This is a genomic window from Sulfurimonas sp., from assembly GCF_023229025.1.
Taxonomy (GTDB): domain Bacteria; phylum Campylobacterota; class Campylobacteria; order Campylobacterales; family Sulfurimonadaceae; genus Sulfurimonas.
Genome location: NZ_JALOAA010000005.1, coordinates 1 through 22339, shown reverse-complemented (window position 1 = coordinate 22339; position 22339 = coordinate 1). Strand labels below are relative to the sequence as shown.

Genomic DNA, 22339 nt, shown 5'->3' with positions numbered 1-22339 from the left:
GTGTTAGACAAAATGACACCAAATCAGAGATTGACGATAGCAGTAGTGTTATCAATTATATTTTTCGTAGTATATACGATAATTTTTCCACCGCAAGAGCAAGAGAACGCAAAGGGGACTCAAGCAAATACCCAAAGCTCACAAACTTCTAAAGAATCGCAACCCGCTCTTAAAGTCGAAGACGTAGTTAGTCATGAGATTTCAAGTGATGAGAAAATGGCAGTAAATGATTTAAGCACTCTAGTTACTGTTAAAAGTAGCAAGTTTATACTTAAGCTAGATACTCTGGGGCGAATCTCATCTAAAGTATTACTTCAAGATAAGTACAATGATAAAGATGATAAGCATGCACAGCTGATTCCTGATGTTGGACCAAAGCCTCTTTTTATTAGATTTTTAGATCCAAATCTAAATGATGAGGCAACAAAAGTTCCTTATAAAACGACTATATCTGAGCTCTCTTTAGATAGCGGCTCTCAAAAAGTTACACTAACTCAAGAGTTAGAGAGTTTAAAAGTTACAAAAGAGATTACATTTTTTGCAGATGGGCATTATGATATAAAAATATCTCTCTCTGATGATAAGAGATACTTTGTTTATTTAGGTCAGAGACCTCGTATTACAGAGCAGATGATGACGGTCTCAGGTGCTATGGTCTATACGGATGATGAGATAGTAACGATAATAGAAGACGGCGATGCAGAAGGGCGAAAAATTTTTACCGGTGTTGAGCTTATATCAGCATTTGATCAATACTCTGCGACAATTATGTATGGATTTACAAAAGATACAAATATAATTGTAGAGAGAGATAGAAACGATGACCCGGTTATCTATTTTGAAGCACTTCAAAATATGACTTTTAGCGGTTACGTTGGGCAAAAAGAGTACAAGACATTAAATAGCATAAATCCAGTGCTGACAAATGCTATTGAGTATGGGTGGTTTACTTTTGCATCAAAACCTCTATTTCAGCTTCTATCATGGTTACATGGAATATTTGGCAACTGGGGTTGGTCTATTGTAGCGCTTACTATTATAATTAGAACAGTACTCTATCCTTTGACGTACAAGGGTATGGTCTCTATGCAGAAGATGAAGGATCTCTCTCCTCAGATAAAAGAGCTTCAGAAAAAGTACAAGGGCGAGCCTCAGCGCATGAATGCTGCTGTAATGGATACATATAAAAAGCATGGGGCAAATCCTCTTGGCGGTTGTCTGCCGATGCTGCTTCAGATTCCGGTATTTTTTGCAATTTACCGCGTACTTCTAAATGCAGTTGAGCTTCAAGGTGCTGAGTGGGCGCTGTGGATAAATGACTTATCTAGAATGGATTCTACATTTATACTTCCTATTTTAATGGGTGCTTCGATGTACTATCAGCAAAAACTGACACCTAGTAATTTTACGGATCCTATGCAGGAGAAGATATTTAAGTTTCTGCCTATAATATTTACGTTCTTCTTTTTAACGTTCCCATCAGGGTTGGTTCTTTACTGGTTTGTTAATAACCTCTTCTCTATCGCGCAGCAGTTTATTGTAAATAGACAATTTAAAAATGCTAAAGATGCAGAGATAGCGGCGCATAAGCATGCGGAGAAAAAAGATGATTAAGATAGAGTCTACTACTTTAGAGCAGGCTTGTAAAGATGCTGCGGCTGCTTTGGAGTGTTCTGCTAGCGAGCTAGTAGTCGAAATTGTCCAAAGCCCAAGCAGCGGCTTTTTAGGACTTTTTAAGAAGAGTGCTATAATCGTTGCCGCTAAGAAAAAGCAAGAGACAAAAAGTAGCGCCGAAAAACCTATAAAAAAAGATAAACAAGAGTTTAAGTCTCAAAATAAACAGACAGAGAAAAAAGAGTTTAAAAAAGAGGAGCCCAAGCCTTCTCAAAATATAATTAACGACACAATTATTCCTCAGTCGTTTGTTAGTATGCAAGATGAGGACGATTATGATTTGGCTGATATCAACTACACTGCCGACTATGAAGAGGATGAAGTAGAGAAGCAAGAGGAGAAGAGGGGTCTTAGCGCATATGAAGTTGTTAAAAAAGTAGAAAAAGAGATTAATGAACTTTTCAACTCTATCTGTTTTAAAATTGAGAAGATAGAGGTAAGCGCATATGATGAGGATACTCTTCTTGTTGAGTTTAAAGGAGAAGATGCTGCACTTCTTATAGGAAAAGAGGGGTATAGATACAAAGCGCTATCGTATATGATATTTAATTGGATAAACACAAAGTACCAGTTGCAGTTGCGCCTAGAGATTGCCGAATTTTTGAAAAATCAAGAGGAGTCGGTAGGGAGATATCTAGTGGGGGTGTGTGAAAATATAGATAGAGACGGCAGAGCACAAACTAAGATACTCGATGGTGTTTTGATACAAATTGCACTCAAAGAGCTAAGAGAGAAGTATCCAAACAAATATGTAGCTGTCCGCTCTACACGCGATGGACTGAAATTTATTATTATAAACGATTATCATAACTAATATATGAGTACAGATACAATAAGTGCCATTGCAACAGCAAACGGCATAGGCTCTATCGCAATTATTCGCATAAGCGGTGATAGAGCTTTTGAAATAGCAAAAAAACTTACCCGCAAAAAAAATTTTACTCCAAGATATGCAACTCTATCAAATATATATGACATCAATAATGAGCTTATAGATGAGTCTATAGTTATCTACTTCAATGCACCATTTTCATTTACTGCCGAGGATGTTGTTGAGATTCAGTGTCATGGCGGCTTTATTGTCGCTCAAAGCATATTAAAAGCAACTCTGGCTCATGGTGCCAGACTTGCAACGGCAGGTGAATTCTCTAAAAGAGCATTCTTTAACGGTCGCATTGATTTGAGTGAAGCCGAAGCAATTGCGCAGTTAATTGAAGCAAAAAGTGAAGATGCTGCAAAAATATTGGCACAGCAGATGAAAGGTTCTCTAAAAGAGTATATAGAAAAAATCCGTGATGAGATAATTCATATATTAGCTTACTCTGAGGTCAGTATTGATTACGCAGAGGAGGATTTGCCGGAGGATTTGGTTTTACAAATTGAGCTAAAACTTAAGGAGTTAAAAAAGTCTCTAGAGTCAACTCTTCTTGCTAGCAAGGCAAGAGAGGGTCTTATGCAGGGCTTTAAAGTAGCGATAGTCGGTAAGCCTAATGTCGGCAAAAGCTCGCTATTAAATGCACTTCTTAGTTATAACCGTGCTATCGTCAGTGATGTTGCAGGAACTACAAGAGATACAATAGAAGAGCAGGTCAAAATAGGTACACATCTTATCCGCATAGTTGATACTGCCGGAATACGTGAGGCAGGTGATGAGATAGAGCGAATAGGTATAGCACGCTCACTAGAAGCGATAGAGCAAAGCGACATAGTTGTAGCGCTTTTTGATGCTTCTAGAGAAGCTGACGCGGAAGATGAGCAGATAATCTCTTTAATAAAATCAGATGCAAAAGATAAAGATATTTTATATGTTAAGAACAAAATCGACCTAGAAGAAAAATTTGTTCATGCAGATATAAAATTTGACATGCAGCTAAGCTCTAAAGAGAGTGTTGATGAGCTAGTAAGAGCTTTAGAGAGTATAATGAACAGAGCTAACAGCTCTGATGAGATGATGCTTATATCTCATAGGCAGATAAACGCTGTAGAGAGTACTTTAAAAAATATAGAAGAAGCGTTTGATCCACTTCAAGATCAAGAGTTGGAAATATTTTCGTTTCATCTAAACGAGGCTATAAAAGAGATGGCTTCAATAACGAGACCTTTTAAAAATGATGAGATGCTTGATAAAATGTTCGGCTCTTTTTGTTTAGGAAAATAGTATCAAGTATATAGCTATAGATTTGGGACTTAAGCGCATAGGCTTGGCATATTCGGCGCATAAAGATATAGTAACTCCACTTCCATCTATCATTCGTAAAAATCGTAATCAAGCCGCTGATGAAGTTAAAAAGGCTATAAAAGAGTGGGAGGTAGATGCAGTTGTTGTCGGCGTTCCTCTTGGCGGAAGTAGCGAAGAGGAGATGAAGAGACGCATAGCTCACTTTATGAACCTAGTCTCTTTTGAGGGTAAAGTTTTTTATCAAGATGAAGCCGGAAGTTCTAAAGAGGCAGAGTCTATGATGAAAGGGGAGATGAAACATCTTCGTGACGGCAGAATAGACTCCATCTCTGCTATGATAATTCTGCAGAGGTTTTTAAGAACAAAACCTCCCAGAGGCTAATCCACCCTATTTATATTTAAAAGAATCTTTTTTAACAAAGAGGAGAATAGCTTCTTCTCCTCTTCGCTAAAAGCTTCAAAATATTTACTGCACTCTTTAGACATCTCTTGGAGAGACTCTTTAACAAGTTTTTTACCACTACTGCTTAAGCAGACAAGCATACATCTTCTATCGTTTATATCTGCTTTTCTATATATAAGATCTCTCTCTTGAAGTCTTTTTAAAACCTTTGTCATGCCTCCTGAGGAGAAGATTGTCAAATCATAAAGCTGTGTAGGTGAAAGTACGCCATTATGTGTGTATAAAGAAGCAAGCACATCGAGCTCGGAGTTTAACATGTCAAATTTATCTTTTAAAAAACTCTCTGCATGTGAGAAGATTGTTTTGTGAATAACAGCAATTGGAAAAGTCATTAAAAAAACTTCAGGAAGCTCGCCATCGCTTACTTTGTCGTAAAAATTTGTTATAAAATCTGCATGTACTCTATTTTTCATAAAAGTATTATATCTTAAATATATCTTTCTGGCAAGATATGTTTAAGAGTTAATGTGATATTATTATTCTAAAATAATAAAAGGGGATTTAGTGAAATCTTTATTTCCACTGCTTTTTCTGCCTGTTTTTTTATACTCTTACACGCTTGATGAGCTTATAGAGTTATCTCAAAAAAATAGAGTTGTGGAGTCTGCCGCGCACGTAGTAACTTCAAGAGAGAAGGAGTATGAGAGCACTAAGAGCTCCTATCTGCCTTCATTGGAACTTGGTGCGACTTATCAAAATGTATATGATGAAACTGTAACGCTTGCAGAAAATTCAATAAAAGTTCAAGCAAGTCTAAAATATACTCTTTATGATGGCGGCAAAAAAGGGACTCTTTATAACGAACTTAAATCAGGTATAGAGTCCGGCAAAGAGAGTGTCGAGGCAATAAAAAACAGCATCTCTCTTGATGTCTCAAGACTCTATTTTGAGTTTATGGCGCTTAACTCAGATAAAGAAGCAACCCAGCAGGAGATTGAACAACTCAAGGCTGAATTTCGTAGACTAGAACTTTTTTATGAGTCGGGTTCTGTGACAAAAGATGAGCTAGATAAGATTGACGCAACGCTCAAAGATGCACTCGTATCGCTCTATGAAATTGACCTAGAGAGAGAAAAAATCCTTCATACGTTAGAGTACTACACAACACGAAAGGTCGATACTCTACAAAGCGGTGCAAAAATAGATTTCATTGATGAGAGCAGCGTTGGCGTACGACATGATATAAAATCACTTGAGCATGATGCTGCTGCACTTTTATATGAAGCAAAAGGTAGAAAAAGCGAGAATATGCCAAAAGTATATTTTGACAATACATTAAGCTACAGCGACTACTATTTTGATAATAAACCGGCAACTAATTTTTTAATAGATACACAAAATATTGCCATGATTTACGCTTCATGGAATATTTTTGATTTTGGCTCAACTACAAAGAGCTATGAGTCAAAGTATGAAGAGTATTTGAGTAAAAGAGCAACAATAGAGCATGAGAAGCATAGAGCAGATGTTGATTATAGGCTTGCTAAAAAATCACTAGAGATTGCAAAGCTTAAAATCGGCGCAACAAAAGCAGCGCTTGATGCTGCAACATCTGCATATGAGCTTATCAAGTTTAAGTATCAAAACGGAACAATTGACAATGTCGCATATCTTTTAGCGCTTAGCCAAAAATATGATGCCGCAAGGAATCATGAAAGAGCGCTATATAATTTAGAGATTAAAAAAGCAGAGTTGATTTATTACAGTGCAAAAGATATTAAGGAGTTTTTATAGATGAAAAATTTAGCATTATCGTTAGTAGTGGTATCACTACTTTTTATAGGTTGTAGTGATGAAAAAGATGCTACTTCAACTCCACAAACAATGGCGCAGATGCCACCGCTGCCGGTAAAGGGTCAAGTGGTCAAATATGAAAAAGTCGATTTTACAAAAAGTTACTCTGCAGTTCTGAAACCTTTTAAAGAGGTAGATATTGTCGCTAGAGTAAGAGGTATTTTAGAAAAAGAGAACTTCACAGAGGGAGCATTTGTAAAAAAAGGCGAGATTATTTACGAACTAGAAAAAGATGGGTATAGAGCAGCACTCGATGAGGCAAAAGCTGCACTTCTAAAAGCTGAAGCCAACTTCAATAAAGCTTCAAACGATTGGGGTAGAGGTGAGTATCTATTTAAAAATAGTGCGATAAGCAAGCAACAAAGAGATGAACTTTTATATACTTATGATGATGCGAAGGCTGAGGTTCAAAAAGCAAAAGCAGCTTTAGCAAATGCTGAGCTCAGTTATAGCTATACAACTATCAAGGCGCCTATAAGCGGCATGATTGGAATAAGCAACAGTGATGTTGGAACTTATATTGATTTTGATGCACAAAACGCAAATCTCACTACTATTACTTCATTAGAAAGCGTTTATGCAGAGTTTTCCGTGCCTAGTATCGATATATTAAAATATAAGACGCAAATAAAAATAGGCACAGAGGTTACTGTTAATATAGGTTCAAAAAAGTATAGTGGAGTAGTTGACTTTATATCTCCTAAGTTAGATCTTCAGACAGACACCCTTTTACTTAGAGCGACTTTTAAAAACCAAAACAGAGAAATGGTAGTAGGCTCTTATGTTGAGCTTAACATGGATGGATTTAGCTATGATAATGTTGTAAAAATCCCGCAAAATGCACTTATAAAAACCCCTGAAGCCTTGATAGTTTATGTTGCAAAAAATGGCGAAATCTCTATGCGAACAGTTGAGGTTTTACAGGTCACAGACGGTTTAGCATTAATCTCTAGGGGCTTAAATGAGGGAGAGAGTGTTGTAGTTAGCAACATAGCAAAACTAAGACCAAGCAGCAGAGTAACTATCATGGAAGGCAGTTAATATGTTCTCTGCTTTTTTTATAAAAAGACCTATCTTTGCATCTGTAATCTCTATTATAATTTTGCTCGCAGGTATTATCTCTATGATGTCTCTGCCTATTGGAGAGTATCCAAGAGTAGTGCCGCCGCAGATTGTTGTTTCAACCTCTTATCCGGGGGCGAGTGCAGATACTATCTCAAAAACAGTTGCAGCACCTCTTGAGCAAGAGATAAACGGAGCAAAAGATATGCTCTATATGAGCTCTCTCTCTGCAGATAACGGCGTTCTTAGTATAAGTATATTTTTTGAAGTAGGAACTAATCCTGATGATGCAAAAATAGATGTAAACAATCGTGTCCAAGCCGCACTATCAAAACTTCCCGAGCAGGTTCAAAGACAAGGGGTGAGAGTTGCTGAGAAATCACCTGACATGCTTCAAGTAATCATCTTACACTCTCCAAAACAGACAAAAGATGTGACTTATCTCTCCAACTATGCTCTTATGAATATTGTTGATGATTTAAAAAGAGTCAAAGGGGTAGGTGACGTAACAATCTTCGGCGCTAAAGATTACTCAATGAGAGTCTGGATAGACCCGTTAAAACTTAAGAAGTATTCGCTTACCGCAAATGATTTAATCTTGGCAATAAGAGAGCAAAATGAGCAGTATGCCGCAGGAAAACTATCTGCTGAACCGGTATCCTCAAATGAGATGTTTACCTACACACTTGAGACGCAAGAGAGATTTAGTGACCCTTCTGAGTTTTCGGAGATTATAGTAAGAGCAAATGAAGATGGAAGCTCTCTTAAGCTCAAAGATGTAGCAACTATAGAGCTTGGTTCTCAAAGCTATGCCATGAAGAACAAATTAAATAACGCTCCTGCCGTTCCGATTGGGATATTTTTACAAAGCGGTGCAAATGCTATAGAGACCGCAGGAAATATCAAAAAAACTATAGCTTCAATAAGTGAGAATTTTGTTGAAGATGTTGAATATGAGATACCTTATGATATTACCGAGTTTGTTGAACTCTCTATAAATGAGGTTGTTAAGACCTTTATTGAGGCTATTATTTTAGTCGTACTTATTATATATCTATTTTTACAAAACTGGAGAGCTACCCTTATACCTGTTTTAGCTGTTCCTGTCTCAATTATCGGGGCTTTTGTAGGGATGTATATCTTAGGTTTTAGTATCAACCTACTCACTCTTTTTGGGCTTGTTTTGGCAATTGGGATAGTAGTTGACGATGCTATTATTGTTATTGAAAATGTTGAGAGACATATAAAAGAGGGGCTATCTCCAATGGAGGCCTCCTATGTCGCTATGAAAGAGGTCTCGGGTGCACTTGTTGCCATTGTACTTGTTCTCTCTGCGGTATTTATCCCCGTTGCATTTTTAGGCGGACTTAGTGGAGAGATGTATAGGCAGTTTGCCGTAACAATAGTTATCTCCTTGGCAATTTCCGGTTTTGTAGCACTTACACTTACACCTGCTCTTTGTGCGATAATGTTAAAACCGACACATAAAGAGCCTAAGTACTTTTTCAAATGGTTTAATAGCTTTTTTGAGTTTGCTACAAGAGGGTACTCAAAAGCTTTAAAACTAACCATACGGTATGGATTTTTAAGCATGCTTCTTTTTGGCGGACTTATATATATAACATATGATATGTTTAACTCTCTAAAGACGGGACTTGTTCCGACTGAAGACAAGGGAACGGTCTTTGTATTTAGTTACAACCCTCCCGGTTCATCTCTTAGTAGAACAGATACTTTGACTTCCGAGATTTATGATATTACTTCAAGGGATAAAGAGAGTATAAAAGATATAGTTCAGTTTGCCGGAATGGATTTTGTAACTTCTTCACTTAGAACAAATTCAGCCGCTACAATTTTAAAGCTACAACCGTGGAATGAGAGAGAGGAGCCGCATCAACATGCGGTACATATAGCTTCACAAATAGGAAAAAAACTCTCTACAACAAGTGATGGTTTCTCCTTTGGTGTTGTACCTCCTCCTATTAGGGGTATGGGTATAGCCGGCGGGTTTGAGCTATATGTTCAAGATAGAACAGGCGCTGACATTAAAGAGCTTCAAAAGTATGTAAATGAGATTATTAAAAAAGGTAACGAGAGGGAGGAGTTAGAGGGAGTAAGAAGTACTTTAAACACCAATGTTCCAAAATACCAAGTCATAGTTGATAGTGCAAAAGTCAAGTCCAAAGGAGTTGATTTAGAGCATGTTTATCAGACCTTAAATGCAACGTTTGGGAGTTATTATGTAAATGATTTTAATCTTATGGGCAGAACATATATGGTAAATATGCAAGCTAAGGAGTCGTTTAGAAAAACCCCTGATGATCTAAATAAAATATATGTCAGAAATAATAAAGATGAGATGCTTCCTCTTAGTTCGTTTGTGACACTTAAGCAGATAGTAAGTGCGGACTTAGTTGAGAGATTTAACCTATTTAGCGCGGCTAAAGTCTCAGGCCAGCCAGCTCTTGGATATAGCTCCGGTGATGCTCTAAGAGCCATAGAAGAGGTAGCAAACGAGGTTCTGCCTCAAGGATACACAATTAGCTGGATTGGAACGGCATATCAGGAGAAGCAGATTTCAAGTGCAGGAAGCATGGCTTTTATCTTCGGCATAATCTTTTTGTATCTAATTTTAGCAGCTCAGTATGAGAGATGGTTAATGCCGATATCTGTTATTTTAGCAGTACCTTTTGGAATCTTTGGTGCAGTTGTTGCAAATCATATAAGAGGACTCGAAAATGATATATATTTTCAGATAGGCATCCTTGTTTTAGCAGGACTCTCGGCTAAAAATGCAATTCTTATTGTGGAGTTTGCAATGCAAAAGAGAGAGCAGGGAATGGAGCTAGTAGAAGCTGTACTAGACGCGGCAAAAGTTCGTCTTCGCCCTATTGTTATGACCTCACTTGCATTTACGCTAGGAGTTATTCCGCTTGCGTTAAGTAGCGGAGCAGGAGCGGCAAGTAGGCACTCTATAGGTACGGGAGTTGTAGGCGGAATGTTGGCAGCAACTTTCCTAGCCATTGTATTTATCCCTCTTTTTTATGTTCTTGTCTCAAAGTTTGGGCAAAAAGAGTCTAAGATAACGTAAGTAGCGTTATCTTGGACTTAATTGAGTTAAATAGCTTTAAAAAACTCCGCAGCCTCTTCTTCGTCATCACTTAGGTTATCTTGTATAAAATCTTCATCTTCTGCTATTAACCTTTTTACCTCTTTTTGACAATAATTAAAGAGAGTCTCTCTTGCTTCATTTAAGTTCTCTACAAAACCAAGACCGCTAAACTGATAAGGCTCTTCTTGCTCTATGCAGATGAGTGTACCCGCGCACTCTTTTTCAAGAATTTCAACTAATGTTCTGTATGTAATATTAAATTCTGCAGCGTGCCAGCCAATCTCCTCCATCTCTTTTGTGCTAAACTCATCAACACCATCAGCAGTAGTATCATCATATGTTGCTCTTTTGTTATTAAAACCTATTATCTCTTGCCATGCTCCAAATGCTTTGATTAAAACTCTGTTATTATCTTCTACAACTTGATAGTTTTTCCCAAAAATGGTGTTTAGCGGAAGATCTGCATTTGGGATACCGCTATATATTAAAATATCCTCAACAGTAAAAGGCTCATAAGAGATTGCTCCATCAATTCTTATACCAAAATGTTTACCTGAGTTTATAGCCTCTTGCAAGCTATTTTTATCAGCAGTAATGATTTCTTTAAAAAGATTGAATTTTTTCATAAAGATTCCTCCGTTTTTAGTGACATTATAAAAGTTTTTGCTTTACTTTAGTATAATGTCAAAAATTTTTTAAGCAGTTAAGCTTAATATAATATCAAGGGAAAAATAATGGCATTAAATGTATACTACGACAAAGATTGTAATATTGAGCTAATCAAGAGCAAAAAAGTTGCAATGATTGGTTTTGGTTCTCAAGGACACGCTCACGCTGAAAACTTAAGAGATAGCGGTGTTGAAGTATGTGTTGGTTTAAGAAAAAATGGTTCATCTTGGGCTAAAGCAGAGGCGAAAGGCTTTGAAGTTTTAACTGTAGCAGAGGCTTCTAAAGTTTCTGATGTTGTTATGATTCTTTTACCGGATGAAAATCAAGCTGAGATATATAAGAATGAGATTGAGCCAAACCTAAAACAAGGTGCTACTATTGCTTTTGGTCATGGTTTTAATATTCACTATGGTCGTATTCACCCAAGAGCAGATATTAATGTTACCATGATAGCTCCAAAAGCCCCTGGACACACTGTTCGTTCTGAGTTTGTTCGTGGTGGCGGTATTCCTGATTTAATTGCTGTCGGTCAAGATCCAAGCGGTACAACTAAAGAGTTGGCACTCTCATACGCTTCTGCGATTGGCGGCGGTAGAACTGCAATTATCGAGACGACTTTTAAGGATGAGACTGAGACTGACCTTTTTGGAGAGCAGGCTGTTCTTTGCGGTGGTGCAGCATCACTTGTTCAAGCTGGATTTGAGACACTGACTGAAGCCGGTTACGCTCCTGAACTTGCATACTTTGAGTGTCTACATGAGCTAAAGCTTATTGTTGACTTGATGTTTGAGGGTGGAATCGCTGATATGAGATATAGTATCTCTAATACTGCTGAGTATGGTGATTATGTTTCAGGTAAGCGTGTTATCAATGCAGAGTCTAAAGCTGCTATGAAAGAGATTTTAAAAGAGATTCAAGATGGTAGATTTGCAAAAGATTTTATCCTTGAAGGTCAAGCAGGCTACCCTCGTATGAACGCTGAGCGCAATAACGATAAAACGAAACTAATTACAGTAACCGGTAACAAACTTCGTGAAATGATGCCGTGGATATCAGCAAATAAAATAGTAGACACTTCTAAAAACTAAAATAGCGACGCATTTTATGCGTTGCTTCGCTCGTCATGTGCTTGAAGAAGCACGCTTCCTAACTGTGCGCCTTGAAAATTTCATCACTCTTTTAGTCTTTAGCTAAAATATTAATTAATACTTTTATAGTAGTTTTTGAACCCTAATAAGAGTAGAGAGCAAAATAGCACCTTTGTCTACATGTGAACTTTTCATCTTTAGTTCACTATCTAAAAGCAGTTCATGCAGTTTATAGTAAGTGCGGGGTTTTATTTTGATAGACATTGCAGCTTTCTCCTCTACTACAAACTTCGGAGGATTGTACCCAAGTATCTCTACAGCGTTTGGAGTACCGTTTACTCTTATATATATGTTAAACATATATAGTTGTGTTAGATAGCTTGTAATGGCGTTTAGGACTCTTATCTCATCCTCCCCATGTTCAAGAATAGTATTTAGATCCTCTTTAAACTCTTTTTTGTTTAAAACATTTTTTATAAAACTATCTATACTTATTTGAGCTAAGCCAAAAACTAAACTATCTATATCTTTTGTTGTTATAGCTCTGTCATAAACTCTTAACTTATCTATCTCATTACATGCAAGTGCAATATCCCAGTTGTGAATCGCCAAAAGATGGTTAATAGTGTAGTTGTCAATGTTTACATTTTTTTCACGAGCAACTTGAGAGAGTGTAAAGAGTGCCTCATTATGATTAGGATGAAAAAATCTAACGCACATAGTTTTTGTTTTTGCGGGAGCTTTTATGTACGCCTTTTGATCCTCTCCATAGTAGGCGTAAACAAAGATGTTGTTTGGATTTTTTTCACACTGCTCTATAAGTGCATCTAACTCTTTTTTGGGGATTTTTTTCTCACTTTTGATTATAAGAACATTACAATCCCCAAAGAGTGAAGCTTGTGATAGGTGCGCTTTTGCAGAGGCAAAATCATACTCATCATGATAAAACTTTGCTACAGAGGCATCGCTGATATCTGTCAAAATCCCGATATATCTCTCTATAAGAAAAGTGCTCTCCCCAAAGAGTATAAAACTGTTTGAGAGAGAGCTGTTTTGTATATGCTTGTCCAGTTCGCTTTTGTACAACTACTTATCTCTCTCTACTCTCTCAACTACACTTGCATAGATTTTAGCTTTTGCAATATCAACTTTGTCGATTCTTACTTTTACATCTTCAAAGAGTTGTGCATCAAGTCCATGCGTTATAGAAAACCTTGCACCTTGAATCTCATCATGAAGTTCGGCATTGAGATATGGGTCCGTGGATGTAATTCTCGCTTTAAAGATACCGCCGATATTTTCATCTGCCCATCTTGCAAACTTTCTCGCCATAAACTCATTTTCTATTTTTGAGGATTCTCTCTCTTTTTCACTAACGCTCATGCAGAGCGATTCTATGTTCCTTAAAACATATGAACTCTCCTCTGTATCATGATTGTTGATAGCTTTGAGAAGTCTGTGAACTATTAAGTCTGAATATCTTCTAATAGGCGAAGTAAAGTGCGTATACTCATCAAAGCCAAGTCCAAAATGCCCTACGTTAAACGGTGCGTATCTAGCCTGCATTTGTGACTGGATTATAAGTGTGTCAACTTCAGAAGCAAGCCCCATCTCTTTAGCTTGCGTTTGTATCTCGGTAATTGTCTCTTTTATGGACTTTTTGATATCTACAAACATACCGATGCCTGCAAGTTCTTGATACAAGTTTTGCAATTTTAGTTGGTTTGGCGGCTCATGTATACGAAAAACTCCTTTAGTAAATCTCTTTGCCGCTTCCTTGTTTGCTAAAAGCATACAATCCTCTATAAGTGCATGAGATGGAGTCTCCTCGGCATAAGTCGTGTGTGTTATATTTGAGTTTTCATCAATAAACATCTCAAGCTCGTTTGAGTGAAAATCGTAACCGACCTTGAGCCTTTTTACTTTTAATCTGTCGGTAATTATTTTTAGTTTGGAGATATACTCAAGAACTCTTTTTTCAGACTCATCTTCTGCTTCTAGCCTGCCTTCTAAGAAGTTGTCAATCTCCTCATAGTTAAACCTTCTTTGTGAGTGAATTATCGCTTCATATACTTTTGAACTCTTTACATCCAATGTCTCAAGGTCTAGTTTTATCTCAAAAACGTATGAGAGTCTGTCGACATGCGGCTGAAGTGAGCAGAGGGTTTCACTTAGCTCTCTTGGAAGCATGGGAATTGAGCGGTGCGGGAGATATATGGAAAAACTTCTGTAAATCGCTTCGTTGTCAATCGCGCCAAAAGGGGTTACATATTCGCTAACATCTGCTACTGCAACATAAAGTGTAGAATTTTGATCATCCCAGTAGATTGCATCATCAAAATCTTTTGCCGTTACGGGGTCGATTGTACAAAAAGGGAGTTCTCTTAAATCTACTCTAGAGGGGTATTTTGAGGCATCTACTTCCGTAAACGACGATGCTAATTCCAAGACTTCAGGTTCAAACTCATCATGTTTGTTAAATTGTGCAAGAACAATTTTCTCATCAACTAATGGGTCTTTTATATTGCCAAGCTTCTCCATGATTGTGAAATCTTGGTTATCGATTTTAAAGACATCACCATATTCATATTTATTTAACTCTTCTTGAGTAGTCTCAACTCCTGCCGGATAGTTAGTTTTTAAATCAACCATAGATTTTCTGCCGTCTTTGGAGATAATATATGCAACACTGTAACTCTGCGCTCTTCCTACAATCTCTACAACTTTTGCAGAAGGAGAACCCTTTTTGCCAAGTAGTCTCTGTACAATAACAAGGTCGCCCTGTTTTGCGTTTGCCAAATCACCTTCGCCTATAAAAATATCGCGCACATATTCGCCGATAACGTTTAAATAGGCAGTCTCATTTTGAACTAGCCCTAGAGTTCCGGCTCGATATTTGGAGTTAAACTTGTAAATATTATCTTTTTTAGTGACGTAGCTTTTAGATAAGAAATTATTTATATAAGGGTACTCATCTACTATAACATCCTGCTCACTTAAACCATTAGTCAGTTTAATTAAGAGTGATTTTATATCAGACACTAAAGATTCTCGATCGCATTATTAAAGCTTTGCAAATCAAGCTTATACTTAGCAATCAACTCTTTTGCAGCCGCTATACTCTCATCTGTAACCATACCGTTTAGCTCGACTGCAGTACGGACAACATGCAGAATTTGTGCAGGTTTTTTAATATCATCTTCTGCTTTTTCGGGGTTTAAACAGCTACTAATTGTATCTACAAGCCCCGACTCAAATCTCCAGTGTTCAAATATTCTAGCACTCACTTCAGGAGTGTCCACTCCCGTAATTTCTCTCTCAGCCTCTTCAATAGTTGCTGATTTTGCAAGAGCCTCTTTGAACTTATCTCCGGTTCTGTCAGCTATGACTTGTTGAGCTATTAAGACCTTTCCTATCTCAACCAAAAAGGCTGCAGGAGATAGAATTCCAAGAAGTTTTGAATCTTTTTTAAGGCACCAAGCGGTAGTTAGGGCATGCTGTTTTTTTGAGAGCATTGAGAATGTGTCATTATCAATTCCATATGCAGATAGGTCAAGGTCAAAGCTTTTTTTCACAATAGAAGCCAGAGCAAAGCCTCTTACGGTTCCCATTCCAAAAAGACCGACAGCTTGAGATATTGCATTAATCTCACGAGAGAAGCCATAGAGAGGAGAATTTGCTGCTTTTAAAATATCTGCCGTTAAAAGAGGGTCTTTTTCTAAGATTTTGACCATATCGTTAAAGGTGCTCTCAGGATCTTGATAGACAGATTCAATTTGCATAACTGATTCAGGAAGCGGTGGAAGTTGTTTGATTTTTTTAAGTATCTCTTCAGTCATTTAACTCTCTCTTTTATCAAATATTAATTTGAATAGATGATACATATATGTTCATAAAAAAGTACTGAATATTTACAAAAAGTTGATACTATTTCCTTATATTTTTAAAAAAAGAGGGGATAAGATATGCAAAAAGAAGCTATGCTTACACAGTTAGGTTACGTACCAAATGATGCTTTACTTAAGCAACTAGAGAGAATTGAAGAGAATACTGCCGGTTACGAGAAAATAAAAAAACATATTATGGATTTACATGACCACTTGAAAGTTGATGACTCTTATGTTGCAATGTCAAACTCGAATGATTTTTTTAAAATAAAGGTTGAGTCTCCAAGCGTTGAAATGGCGGAGGGGGCACATGAGAAAATCAGACATTTTAGCCAAAAATATAAAGTTGCCGTAAATAAACTTGAAAATAAAAACACTTACTACATACTAGGATTTAGCAATTAATAATGAACCGATGAGCATTGAAGGATATGACCTTTTAATCCTTGAATTTAAACATCTGCTTGAGGTTGAAAAACCCAAAGTAGCACAAGAAAAACTTATTGCCGCTGCTTTGGGAGACAGAAGTGAAAATGCGGACTATCAAGCCGCAAAAGAGAAGCTAAGATTTATAGATAAAAGACTCTTCTTTCTAAACTCTATGATAGAGAAGTCTCAAATTATCGACCCATCAAAATTACTTCATGACAAGGTTGGCTTTGGAAGTAGCGTAACTATACTAAATCTTCAAACGGATGAGGAGGAGAGCTACACTATTTGCGGAGTTTTAGAGTCAGAGCCGGAAAATGGGCTTATTTCAGTACACTCGCCATTGGCAAAAGCCATGATGGGAAAAAAGGTGGATGATGAGTTTAAAATCGGGCTTCCTTCTGGAGAAAAAGAGTATGAAATTGTAAATATTTACTATAAAAACATCTTTACGTTAAAGAAAAATATCCGCACAAAAAGCGACTTCTCCTTCCATTAAAACTCTTTTTACCTCATATTGGGTATAATCCCTCTTTAAAAATCAAATTTTTAGGATTCTCCGTGAGCCAACAACTAGAAAATATTGAAAAAGTACTTGCTTCGCATAAACTCTCAAGTGAAGATTACACGCATATTAAGCAGATTTTAGGACGTGAACCGAACTTAATAGAGATAGGAATCTTTTCTGCGATGTGGAGTGAACACTGCAGTTACAAATCCTCAAAAGTTCATCTAAGCGGCTTTCCTACAAAAGCTCCATGGGTTATTCAGGGTCCGGGTGAGAATGCGGGCGTGATTGATATCGGCGGTGGATATGCTGCAGTATTTAAGATGGAGTCACACAATCATCCAAGTTTTATAGAGCCTTATCAAGGTGCGGCAACGGGTGTCGGCGGAATTATGCGCGATGTGTTTACAATGGGTGCTCGTCCTGTTGCAAATCTTAACGCTCTTAGATTTGGCAATATCTTAAATGATGATGATATCTCTAAGCACCAACGATATTTAGTTCGCGGTGTAGTTGCAGGAATAGGCGGTTATGGAAACTGCATGGGAGTTCCTACTATAGGCGGAGAGACAAGTTTTGATGAGTGCTATAACGGCAATATTCTAGTAAATGCTTTTACTCTTGGACTTGCAAAAAGTGATGAAATTTTTTACGGAAGAGCTGATGGTATAGGCAATCCCGTTATCTATGTCGGTGCAAAGACAGGTCGTGACGGATTAGGCGGAGCGGTAATGAGCTCTGATAGTTTTACGGAGGAGTCTAAGTCTCTTCGCCCTACCGTTCAAGTGGGTGATCCTTTTACTGAAAAACTTCTTCTTGAGGCTTGTTTAGAGCTTTTTAAAACAGACCATGTTGTCGGCATCCAAGACATGGGAGCAGCGGGTCTTACATCGTCATCTTTTGAGATGGCAGGCAGAAGCGGTAGCGGAATGATTATGCATCTTGACCGTGTTCCGGCTCGTGAAGAGGGGATGACTCCTTATGATTTTATGCTAAGCGAATCTCAAGAGCGTATGCTCCTTTGTGCAAAAAAAGGTAGCGAAGCAGAGATTATTAAAATCTTTGAGAAGTGGGATTTAGATGCTGCGGTAATCGGTGAGGTAACTGCAACCGGCAATATGGAACTTTTCTGGCATGGAGATAAAGTTGCTGAGGTTCCTGTTGATCCTGTGAGCGAGGAAGCTCCTGTATTAAATCGTCCAATGGTGCGTCCTGCATATCTTGATAAAATTGTCGACGTAACTATAAATGATTTTGAGAGAGTGGCAAACCAAGAGGCGTTTGAGAGACTTACAAAATCAATGGAAGTTGTCGATAAATCATGGATATACACTCAGTATGATTCGATGGTACAGACAAACACAATAAAAAAAGGCGGTATGCTTGACGCTTCGGTTGTTCGCGTTAAAGAGAACGGCAAAGCGCTTGCCATGTCGGCTGATTGTAATGTTCGCTACTGTTATATTGACCCAAAAGGCGGAGCTGCTGCCGCTGTTATTGAGAGTGGAAGAAATGTAGCGATGAGTGGGGCTAGACCTTTGGCAATTACCGATTGTCTAAACTACGGTAACCCTGAAAATCCGGAAGTTATGTGGCAGTTTGCTCAAGGATGTCTTGGCATCAAGGAGGCGTGTACAGAGCTAACAACTCCGGTAATCGGCGGAAATGTCTCTTTATATAATGAGACAAACGGAGTCTCTGTTTTTCCAACGCCATCAATTGCAACAGTCGGTGTCAATGATGATCAAAACAGAGTTTTAATGTCAAGTTTTCAAGAAGAGGGCAACACTCTTTATTTGGTCGGTGAGAACAAAAATGAATTTGGCGGATCACTCTACATGAAAGAGATATGTGGAGTTGTTGCGGGCAAGCTTCCTGAGATTGATTATAAAAAAGAGCTTGCTCTTTGGGAGCTAGTTATTGAGGCTAACAAAAAAGGCATCTTAGAGTGTGCAAAAGATGCAAGCAGCGGCGGTGTTGCTATCGCTTTGGCTAAAATGGCGGCTGTAAGCGGGCTTGGATGTAGCGTTAAAATGGCTGTAAATGATGAGCGTGATATATTTTCTGAGAGCATGAGTCGTGCTATTATAGAGGTTAAGCAAGAAAACTCTGCATCTTTTGAGTCGATGGCAGGAGTCTTAGCGTGTCAAAAAATCGGAACTGTAGGCGGAGACAAGATCAAAATCAACAATGTTGAGATGAGCATGAAAGAGCTTCAAGATAACTACTTCAATACATTTAAAAGAGTTATTGAGAGTATTTAATCTATATTTAGTTTTAAAACTCTTGCATCCTAAAAACTTCATAAGCCACCTCTTCATAGGGGTGCGTCTCTTTTAAAACCCTAATTGCTTCTTCTATAAGTTCATCACTGCAAATCATCTCAACTTTATACTCTTGTACATACTCTAGTTTATCAAGAGAGCCGATATGCGGATTTGCGCTGCTTATAGGTTTAAATTGTCCGACTCCTAGAGTCTCAAAACTGCAACACTCATAATTCTCATATTTTCCTACTCCTACTCTAAAGAGAGCCTTTTTAACTCGCTCTTTATCATCAGATGGAACAAAAAAATTTAGTTTATACATCTAGAGCCTCTTTAAATAGTTTAAAAGTTCGCTATCTAGGCGATATTTTGTATTTGCAACTTCATCTATGCTTTTGTACTCAAAGCCGCTTTTTGTGTAACATATCACACTCTTTGTTTTATCGCTAAGGAGCCCGTCAATCGCATAATTTACAAATTTGTAAGCCATGAGCCTGTCGTAAGTTGTAGGATTTCCGCCTCTTTGCGTATGCCCTAAGACAGCAACTCTTGACTCAACTCCAATATTTTCTTCAAACCAAGAGGCAATCTCTTGCGAGCTCTCTTTTATCCCCTCTGAGACTACTGCTATAAAATATCTTCTGCCGTTTTGCATCTGTTTTTTAAAATCTTTTTCATGCTCACTTAGATTATGCTCGGCTTCTGGGATAAGGCATAGTTCAGCACCACACGTAAGAGCTGAAACAAGAGCCAAATAGCCGCAATTTCTCCCCATAGTCTCTATAACAAAAGCTCTTGAGAAGGATGACGCGGTATCTCTTATGTTGTCAATTGAGTCTTTGATGACATTTAGTGCAGTATCAACACCTAAGCAGTACTCGGTGCCGCTGATATCGTTGTCTATAGTAGAGGGTACACCGCAGAATTTTACGCCGTGCTCTTTATAAAAAATATCCATACCTTTAAATGAGCCATCTCCTCCTAAGACAATCAGCATATCAATATTTAAAGCGTCAAGGTTTTTTTTAGCAATATCTCTGAACTCTTTGAGTGTAAATCTTTTGCTTCTAGCTGAGCCAATCATAGTTCCGCCACGATTTATAATTCCTGAAACATGTTTATGAGAAACTTTATCTATCTTGTTATCTATCAGCCCCTCAAATCCGTCATATACAAAATATGGAGTTAAACCGTTTTGCAACGAGTACTCGACAAAATGCTTTAGTGCAGGATTCATACCGCTTACATCTCCGCCTGAACATAAAATTGCTATATTTTTCATTCTTTTTTCTCTAGTTTGATTTTATTAAGTTTACCATCTTCTAATCTCTAATTAGATAATATTTTATAATTTATTTTTTAATGTAGATAGTAAGGTTTTATATGAGAAGAGCATTAGTAAGTGTTAGCGATAAGAGTGGCGTGGTGGATTTTTGTAAATCATTGGTTAAAAACGGATATGAAATAATATCTACCGGCGGAACATACAAGATGCTTGTTGATAGCGGTGTAGGCGCTATAGAGATAGATGAAGTAACAAAATTTCCGGAGTGTTTTGAGGGTCGTGTTAAGACTCTAAATCCATTTGTTCACGGTGGAATCCTTCACAGACGCGATAAGCAATCACATCTAGATCAAGCAAAAGAGCTTGGCGTTGAAGCTATTGATTTAGTTTGTGTAAACCTCTACCCTTTTAAGGAGACAATCCAAAAAACAGACGATTTTGAAGAGATTATAGAAAATATTGATATAGGCGGACCTGCCATGGTTCGCTCAGCCGCTAAAAATTTTGATAGTGTCATGATTATTACTGATGTAGATGATTATGCAAAAGTGATAGATGCGATAGAGAATGAGAAAAATACATTAGAGTTTCGTCGCTCTCTCATGATAAGAGCTTATGAGCATACTGCAGCGTATGACTCCATGATAGCAAACTATATGAATGAACGATTTAACGGCGGTTTTGGAGCAAAACAGTTTATAGTCGGAGAAAAAGTGATGGATACTCGCTACGGCGAAAATCCTCATCAAAAAGGTGCTTTGTATGAGTTTGACAAGCACTACTCAGAGAACTTCAAAACCTTAAAAGGCGAAGCGAGCTTTAATAACCTAAACGACTTAAGCGGCGCGGTTAAAATAGCTTCTGCTTTTGGAGATGATAACGCTGTTTGTATCACAAAGCATGGAAATCCATGTGGTTTTGCAATCCGCGACAACCTTTTAGATGCTTACGTAGAGGCCCTAAAATGCGACCCTGTTTCTGCATTTGGCGGAGTCGTTGCAGTTAATGGTGTTGTTACAAAAGAGTTGGCACTTAAGATGAATGAAATTTTCTTAGAAGTTATTATTGCGGGACGTATAACTCCTGAGGCGCAGGAAGTATTTGCTTCTAAAAAGCGCATTAAACTCTTTGAAATGCAAAGTGATAAGCTAATCTTAGCTAATGACACTAAAGATTTTAAACATATTGACGGCGGTTTTGTTTATCAAGATGCTGATAGAGTGGGCGAAGATGAAGTAAAAAATGCAAAGCTGATGAGCCAAAGAGAAGCAACTTTGGGCGAGAAAAAAGATATGGAGATAGCTTACAAAGTGGCATCTCTTACAAAATCAAACTGCGTTGTATATGTTAAAAACTCTGCTATGGTAGCAGTTGGAATGGGCATGACAAGCCGTGTTGATGCCTCGCAGTGTGCCTTGAAAAAGGCAAAAGAGATGGGGCTTGATGTAGAGGGTGCAGCACTTGCAAGCGAAGCTTTCTTCCCGTTTCGTGATAGCATTGATGCAGCGGCAGCAGCAGGTGTCAAGAGCGTAATAGAGCCGGGAGGAAGTATCCGTGATGATGAGATTATAGAGGCTGCAAATGAGTTTGGCATGAGCTTGTACTTCTCTGAAGTTCGCCATTTTCTGCACTAAATATATCTCTAAGTCAAGCATTTTGTTTGCTAGCAAGCAAAATGCACTTTTATAGTACACACTCTTTGATTAAAGATAGAGTAGTGAAGCTTAAAAAATTATCATAAGAGTTGATTGACATCCACTCAACTCTTATGATATAATTTTACTTAAGATAAGCAATAATATAAATTTTAGGAACAGAATAATGAGTAAATCTTTATACGAAACATTAGAGATCTCTGAAGGTGCAAGTGAAGCAGAGATAAAAAAGGCGTACAGAAAATTAGCAAGAAAGTATCATCCTGA

The 22339-nt window shown here is 37.7% G+C and carries 20 protein-coding genes; 13 read left to right on the top strand and 7 right to left on the bottom strand.

The window, feature by feature from the left end; translation table 11 throughout:
• Genes yidC through ruvX form a run of 4 tightly spaced genes read left to right on the top strand, consistent with a single transcriptional unit; the run spans position 1 to position 4235 of the window.
• Positions 1 to 1614 (top strand): membrane protein insertase YidC, encoded by a 1614-nt coding sequence (yidC, locus tag M0Q20_RS02190; protein ID WP_295058419.1) that lies wholly within the window; start codon positions 1 to 3, stop codon positions 1612 to 1614.
• Positions 1607 to 2488 carry a Jag N-terminal domain-containing protein gene (locus M0Q20_RS02185; protein WP_295058417.1) on the top strand — a complete coding sequence of 294 codons (882 nt, stop codon included), beginning with the start codon at positions 1607 to 1609 and terminating at the stop codon, positions 2486 to 2488. Before yidC ends, M0Q20_RS02185 begins: the two co-directional genes overlap by 8 nt.
• 3 nt (positions 2489 to 2491) lie before the next feature.
• Entirely contained in the window at positions 2492 to 3832 is a 1341-nt protein-coding gene (gene mnmE / locus M0Q20_RS02180; protein WP_295058415.1) for a tRNA uridine-5-carboxymethylaminomethyl(34) synthesis GTPase MnmE, read from the top strand.
• Between the two features lies 1 nt (position 3833).
• Positions 3834 to 4235 (top strand): Holliday junction resolvase RuvX, encoded by a 402-nt coding sequence (ruvX, locus tag M0Q20_RS02175; RefSeq protein ID WP_295058518.1) that lies wholly within the window; start codon positions 3834 to 3836, stop codon positions 4233 to 4235.
• Here the strand turns inward: ruvX and M0Q20_RS02170 are convergent.
• Positions 4232 to 4729, bottom strand: a complete 498-nt coding sequence (locus tag M0Q20_RS02170) for a MarR family transcriptional regulator (RefSeq protein WP_295058413.1) — start codon at positions 4727 to 4729, stop codon at positions 4232 to 4234. The two genes, ruvX and M0Q20_RS02170, sit on opposite strands and share 4 nt — an antisense overlap.
• Positions 4730 to 4820: 91 nt before the next feature.
• Between M0Q20_RS02170 and M0Q20_RS02165 the strand changes: the two genes are divergently transcribed.
• The 3 genes from M0Q20_RS02165 to M0Q20_RS02155 are packed head-to-tail and all read left to right on the top strand — an operon-like array spanning position 4821 to position 10263.
• Positions 4821 to 6050, top strand: a complete 1230-nt coding sequence (locus M0Q20_RS02165) for a TolC family protein (RefSeq protein ID WP_295058411.1) — start codon at positions 4821 to 4823, stop codon at positions 6048 to 6050.
• Positions 6051 to 7151, top strand: a complete 1101-nt coding sequence (locus M0Q20_RS02160) for an efflux RND transporter periplasmic adaptor subunit (RefSeq protein ID WP_295058409.1) — start codon at positions 6051 to 6053, stop codon at positions 7149 to 7151.
• 1 nt (position 7152) lies between these two features.
• Complete coding sequence (locus M0Q20_RS02155) at positions 7153 to 10263, top strand: efflux RND transporter permease subunit (RefSeq protein WP_295058407.1); 3111 nt, start codon at positions 7153 to 7155, stop codon at positions 10261 to 10263.
• Positions 10264 to 10289: 26 nt separating this feature from the next.
• Here M0Q20_RS02155 and M0Q20_RS02150 read toward each other — a convergent pair whose 3' ends face one another.
• Positions 10290 to 10910 carry a hypothetical protein gene (locus tag M0Q20_RS02150; protein WP_295058405.1) on the bottom strand — a complete coding sequence of 207 codons (621 nt, stop codon included), beginning with the start codon at positions 10908 to 10910 and terminating at the stop codon, positions 10290 to 10292.
• Positions 10911 to 11018: 108 nt separating this feature from the next.
• Between M0Q20_RS02150 and ilvC the strand changes: the two genes are divergently transcribed.
• A complete protein-coding gene (gene ilvC / locus M0Q20_RS02145) occupies positions 11019 to 12041 on the top strand; it encodes a ketol-acid reductoisomerase (protein WP_295058403.1) in 1023 nt (340 codons plus the stop codon).
• Between the two features lie 123 nt (positions 12042 to 12164).
• Here the strand turns inward: ilvC and holA are convergent, their stop codons facing one another.
• Genes holA through M0Q20_RS02130 form a run of 3 tightly spaced genes read right to left on the bottom strand, consistent with a single transcriptional unit; the run spans position 12165 to position 15880 of the window.
• Positions 12165 to 13127, bottom strand: coding sequence for a DNA polymerase III subunit delta (gene holA, locus M0Q20_RS02140; protein WP_295058400.1), 963 nt, complete (start codon positions 13125 to 13127; stop codon positions 12165 to 12167).
• Complete coding sequence (locus M0Q20_RS02135) at positions 13128 to 15083, bottom strand: ribonuclease R family protein (protein ID WP_295058398.1); 1956 nt, start codon at positions 15081 to 15083, stop codon at positions 13128 to 13130.
• The gene (locus M0Q20_RS02130; protein WP_295058395.1) at positions 15083 to 15880 is read right to left on the bottom strand and encodes an HDOD domain-containing protein; all 798 of its coding nucleotides are present in this window, start codon (positions 15878 to 15880) and stop codon (positions 15083 to 15085) included. Before M0Q20_RS02130 ends, M0Q20_RS02135 begins: the two co-directional genes overlap by 1 nt.
• Positions 15881 to 16006: 126 nt before the next feature.
• Here M0Q20_RS02130 and M0Q20_RS02125 point away from each other — a divergent pair, with 126 nt between their 5' ends.
• The 3 genes from M0Q20_RS02125 (at position 16007) to purL (ending at position 19129) form a co-directional block, all read left to right on the top strand.
• The gene (locus M0Q20_RS02125; protein WP_295058393.1) at positions 16007 to 16333 is read left to right on the top strand and encodes a hypothetical protein; all 327 of its coding nucleotides are present in this window, start codon (positions 16007 to 16009) and stop codon (positions 16331 to 16333) included.
• A complete protein-coding gene (gene greA, locus M0Q20_RS02120; protein ID WP_295058516.1) occupies positions 16329 to 16856 on the top strand; it encodes a transcription elongation factor GreA in 528 nt (175 codons plus the stop codon). Before M0Q20_RS02125 ends, greA begins: the two co-directional genes overlap by 5 nt.
• A 62-nt stretch (positions 16857 to 16918) precedes the next feature.
• Entirely contained in the window at positions 16919 to 19129 is a 2211-nt protein-coding gene (gene purL / locus M0Q20_RS02115) for a phosphoribosylformylglycinamidine synthase subunit PurL (protein WP_295058391.1), read from the top strand.
• A gap of 13 nt (positions 19130 to 19142) precedes the next feature.
• Here purL and M0Q20_RS02110 read toward each other — a convergent pair whose 3' ends face one another.
• Entirely contained in the window at positions 19143 to 19454 is a 312-nt protein-coding gene (locus tag M0Q20_RS02110; RefSeq protein ID WP_295058389.1) for an NGG1p interacting factor NIF3, read from the bottom strand.
• A complete protein-coding gene (locus M0Q20_RS02105; RefSeq protein WP_295058387.1) occupies positions 19455 to 20414 on the bottom strand; it encodes a 6-phosphofructokinase in 960 nt (319 codons plus the stop codon).
• A gap of 101 nt (positions 20415 to 20515) precedes the next feature.
• On the opposite strand from M0Q20_RS02105, the gene purH reads away from it, so the two are divergent.
• Both purH and M0Q20_RS02095 read left to right on the top strand, forming a co-directional pair.
• Positions 20516 to 22051: a bifunctional phosphoribosylaminoimidazolecarboxamide formyltransferase/IMP cyclohydrolase gene (gene purH, locus M0Q20_RS02100; RefSeq protein WP_295058385.1), complete on the top strand. Its 1536-nt coding sequence runs from the start codon at positions 20516 to 20518 to the stop codon at positions 22049 to 22051.
• 187 nt (positions 22052 to 22238) lie between these two features.
• On the top strand, positions 22239 to 22339 hold a 101-nt coding region (locus M0Q20_RS02095), incomplete at its 3' end, for a DnaJ domain-containing protein (protein ID WP_295058514.1).

What these genes read in the sequence shown, in the direction of transcription:
- M0Q20_RS02185 (WP_295058417.1), top strand. Translation starts at nt 1,607, where the DNA reads ATGATTAAGATAGAGTCTACTACTTTAGAGCAGGCTTGTAAAGATGCT.
- mnmE (WP_295058415.1), top strand. Translation starts at nt 2,492, where the DNA reads ATGAGTACAGATACAATAAGTGCCATTGCAACAGCAAACGGCATAGGC.
- M0Q20_RS02170 (WP_295058413.1), bottom strand. Translation starts at nt 4,729, where the DNA reads ATGAAAAATAGAGTACATGCAGATTTTATAACAAATTTTTACGACAAA.
- M0Q20_RS02160 (WP_295058409.1), top strand. Translation starts at nt 6,051, where the DNA reads ATGAAAAATTTAGCATTATCGTTAGTAGTGGTATCACTACTTTTTATA.
- M0Q20_RS02155 (WP_295058407.1), top strand. Translation starts at nt 7,153, where the DNA reads ATGTTCTCTGCTTTTTTTATAAAAAGACCTATCTTTGCATCTGTAATC.
- M0Q20_RS02150 (WP_295058405.1), bottom strand. Translation starts at nt 10,910, where the DNA reads ATGAAAAAATTCAATCTTTTTAAAGAAATCATTACTGCTGATAAAAAT.
- ilvC (WP_295058403.1), top strand. Translation starts at nt 11,019, where the DNA reads ATGGCATTAAATGTATACTACGACAAAGATTGTAATATTGAGCTAATC.
- M0Q20_RS02130 (WP_295058395.1), bottom strand. Translation starts at nt 15,880, where the DNA reads ATGACTGAAGAGATACTTAAAAAAATCAAACAACTTCCACCGCTTCCT.
- M0Q20_RS02125 (WP_295058393.1), top strand. Translation starts at nt 16,007, where the DNA reads ATGCAAAAAGAAGCTATGCTTACACAGTTAGGTTACGTACCAAATGAT.
- M0Q20_RS02110 (WP_295058389.1), bottom strand. Translation starts at nt 19,454, where the DNA reads ATGTATAAACTAAATTTTTTTGTTCCATCTGATGATAAAGAGCGAGTT.
- M0Q20_RS02105 (WP_295058387.1), bottom strand. Translation starts at nt 20,414, where the DNA reads ATGAAAAATATAGCAATTTTATGTTCAGGCGGAGATGTAAGCGGTATG.
- purH (WP_295058385.1), top strand. Translation starts at nt 20,516, where the DNA reads ATGAGAAGAGCATTAGTAAGTGTTAGCGATAAGAGTGGCGTGGTGGAT.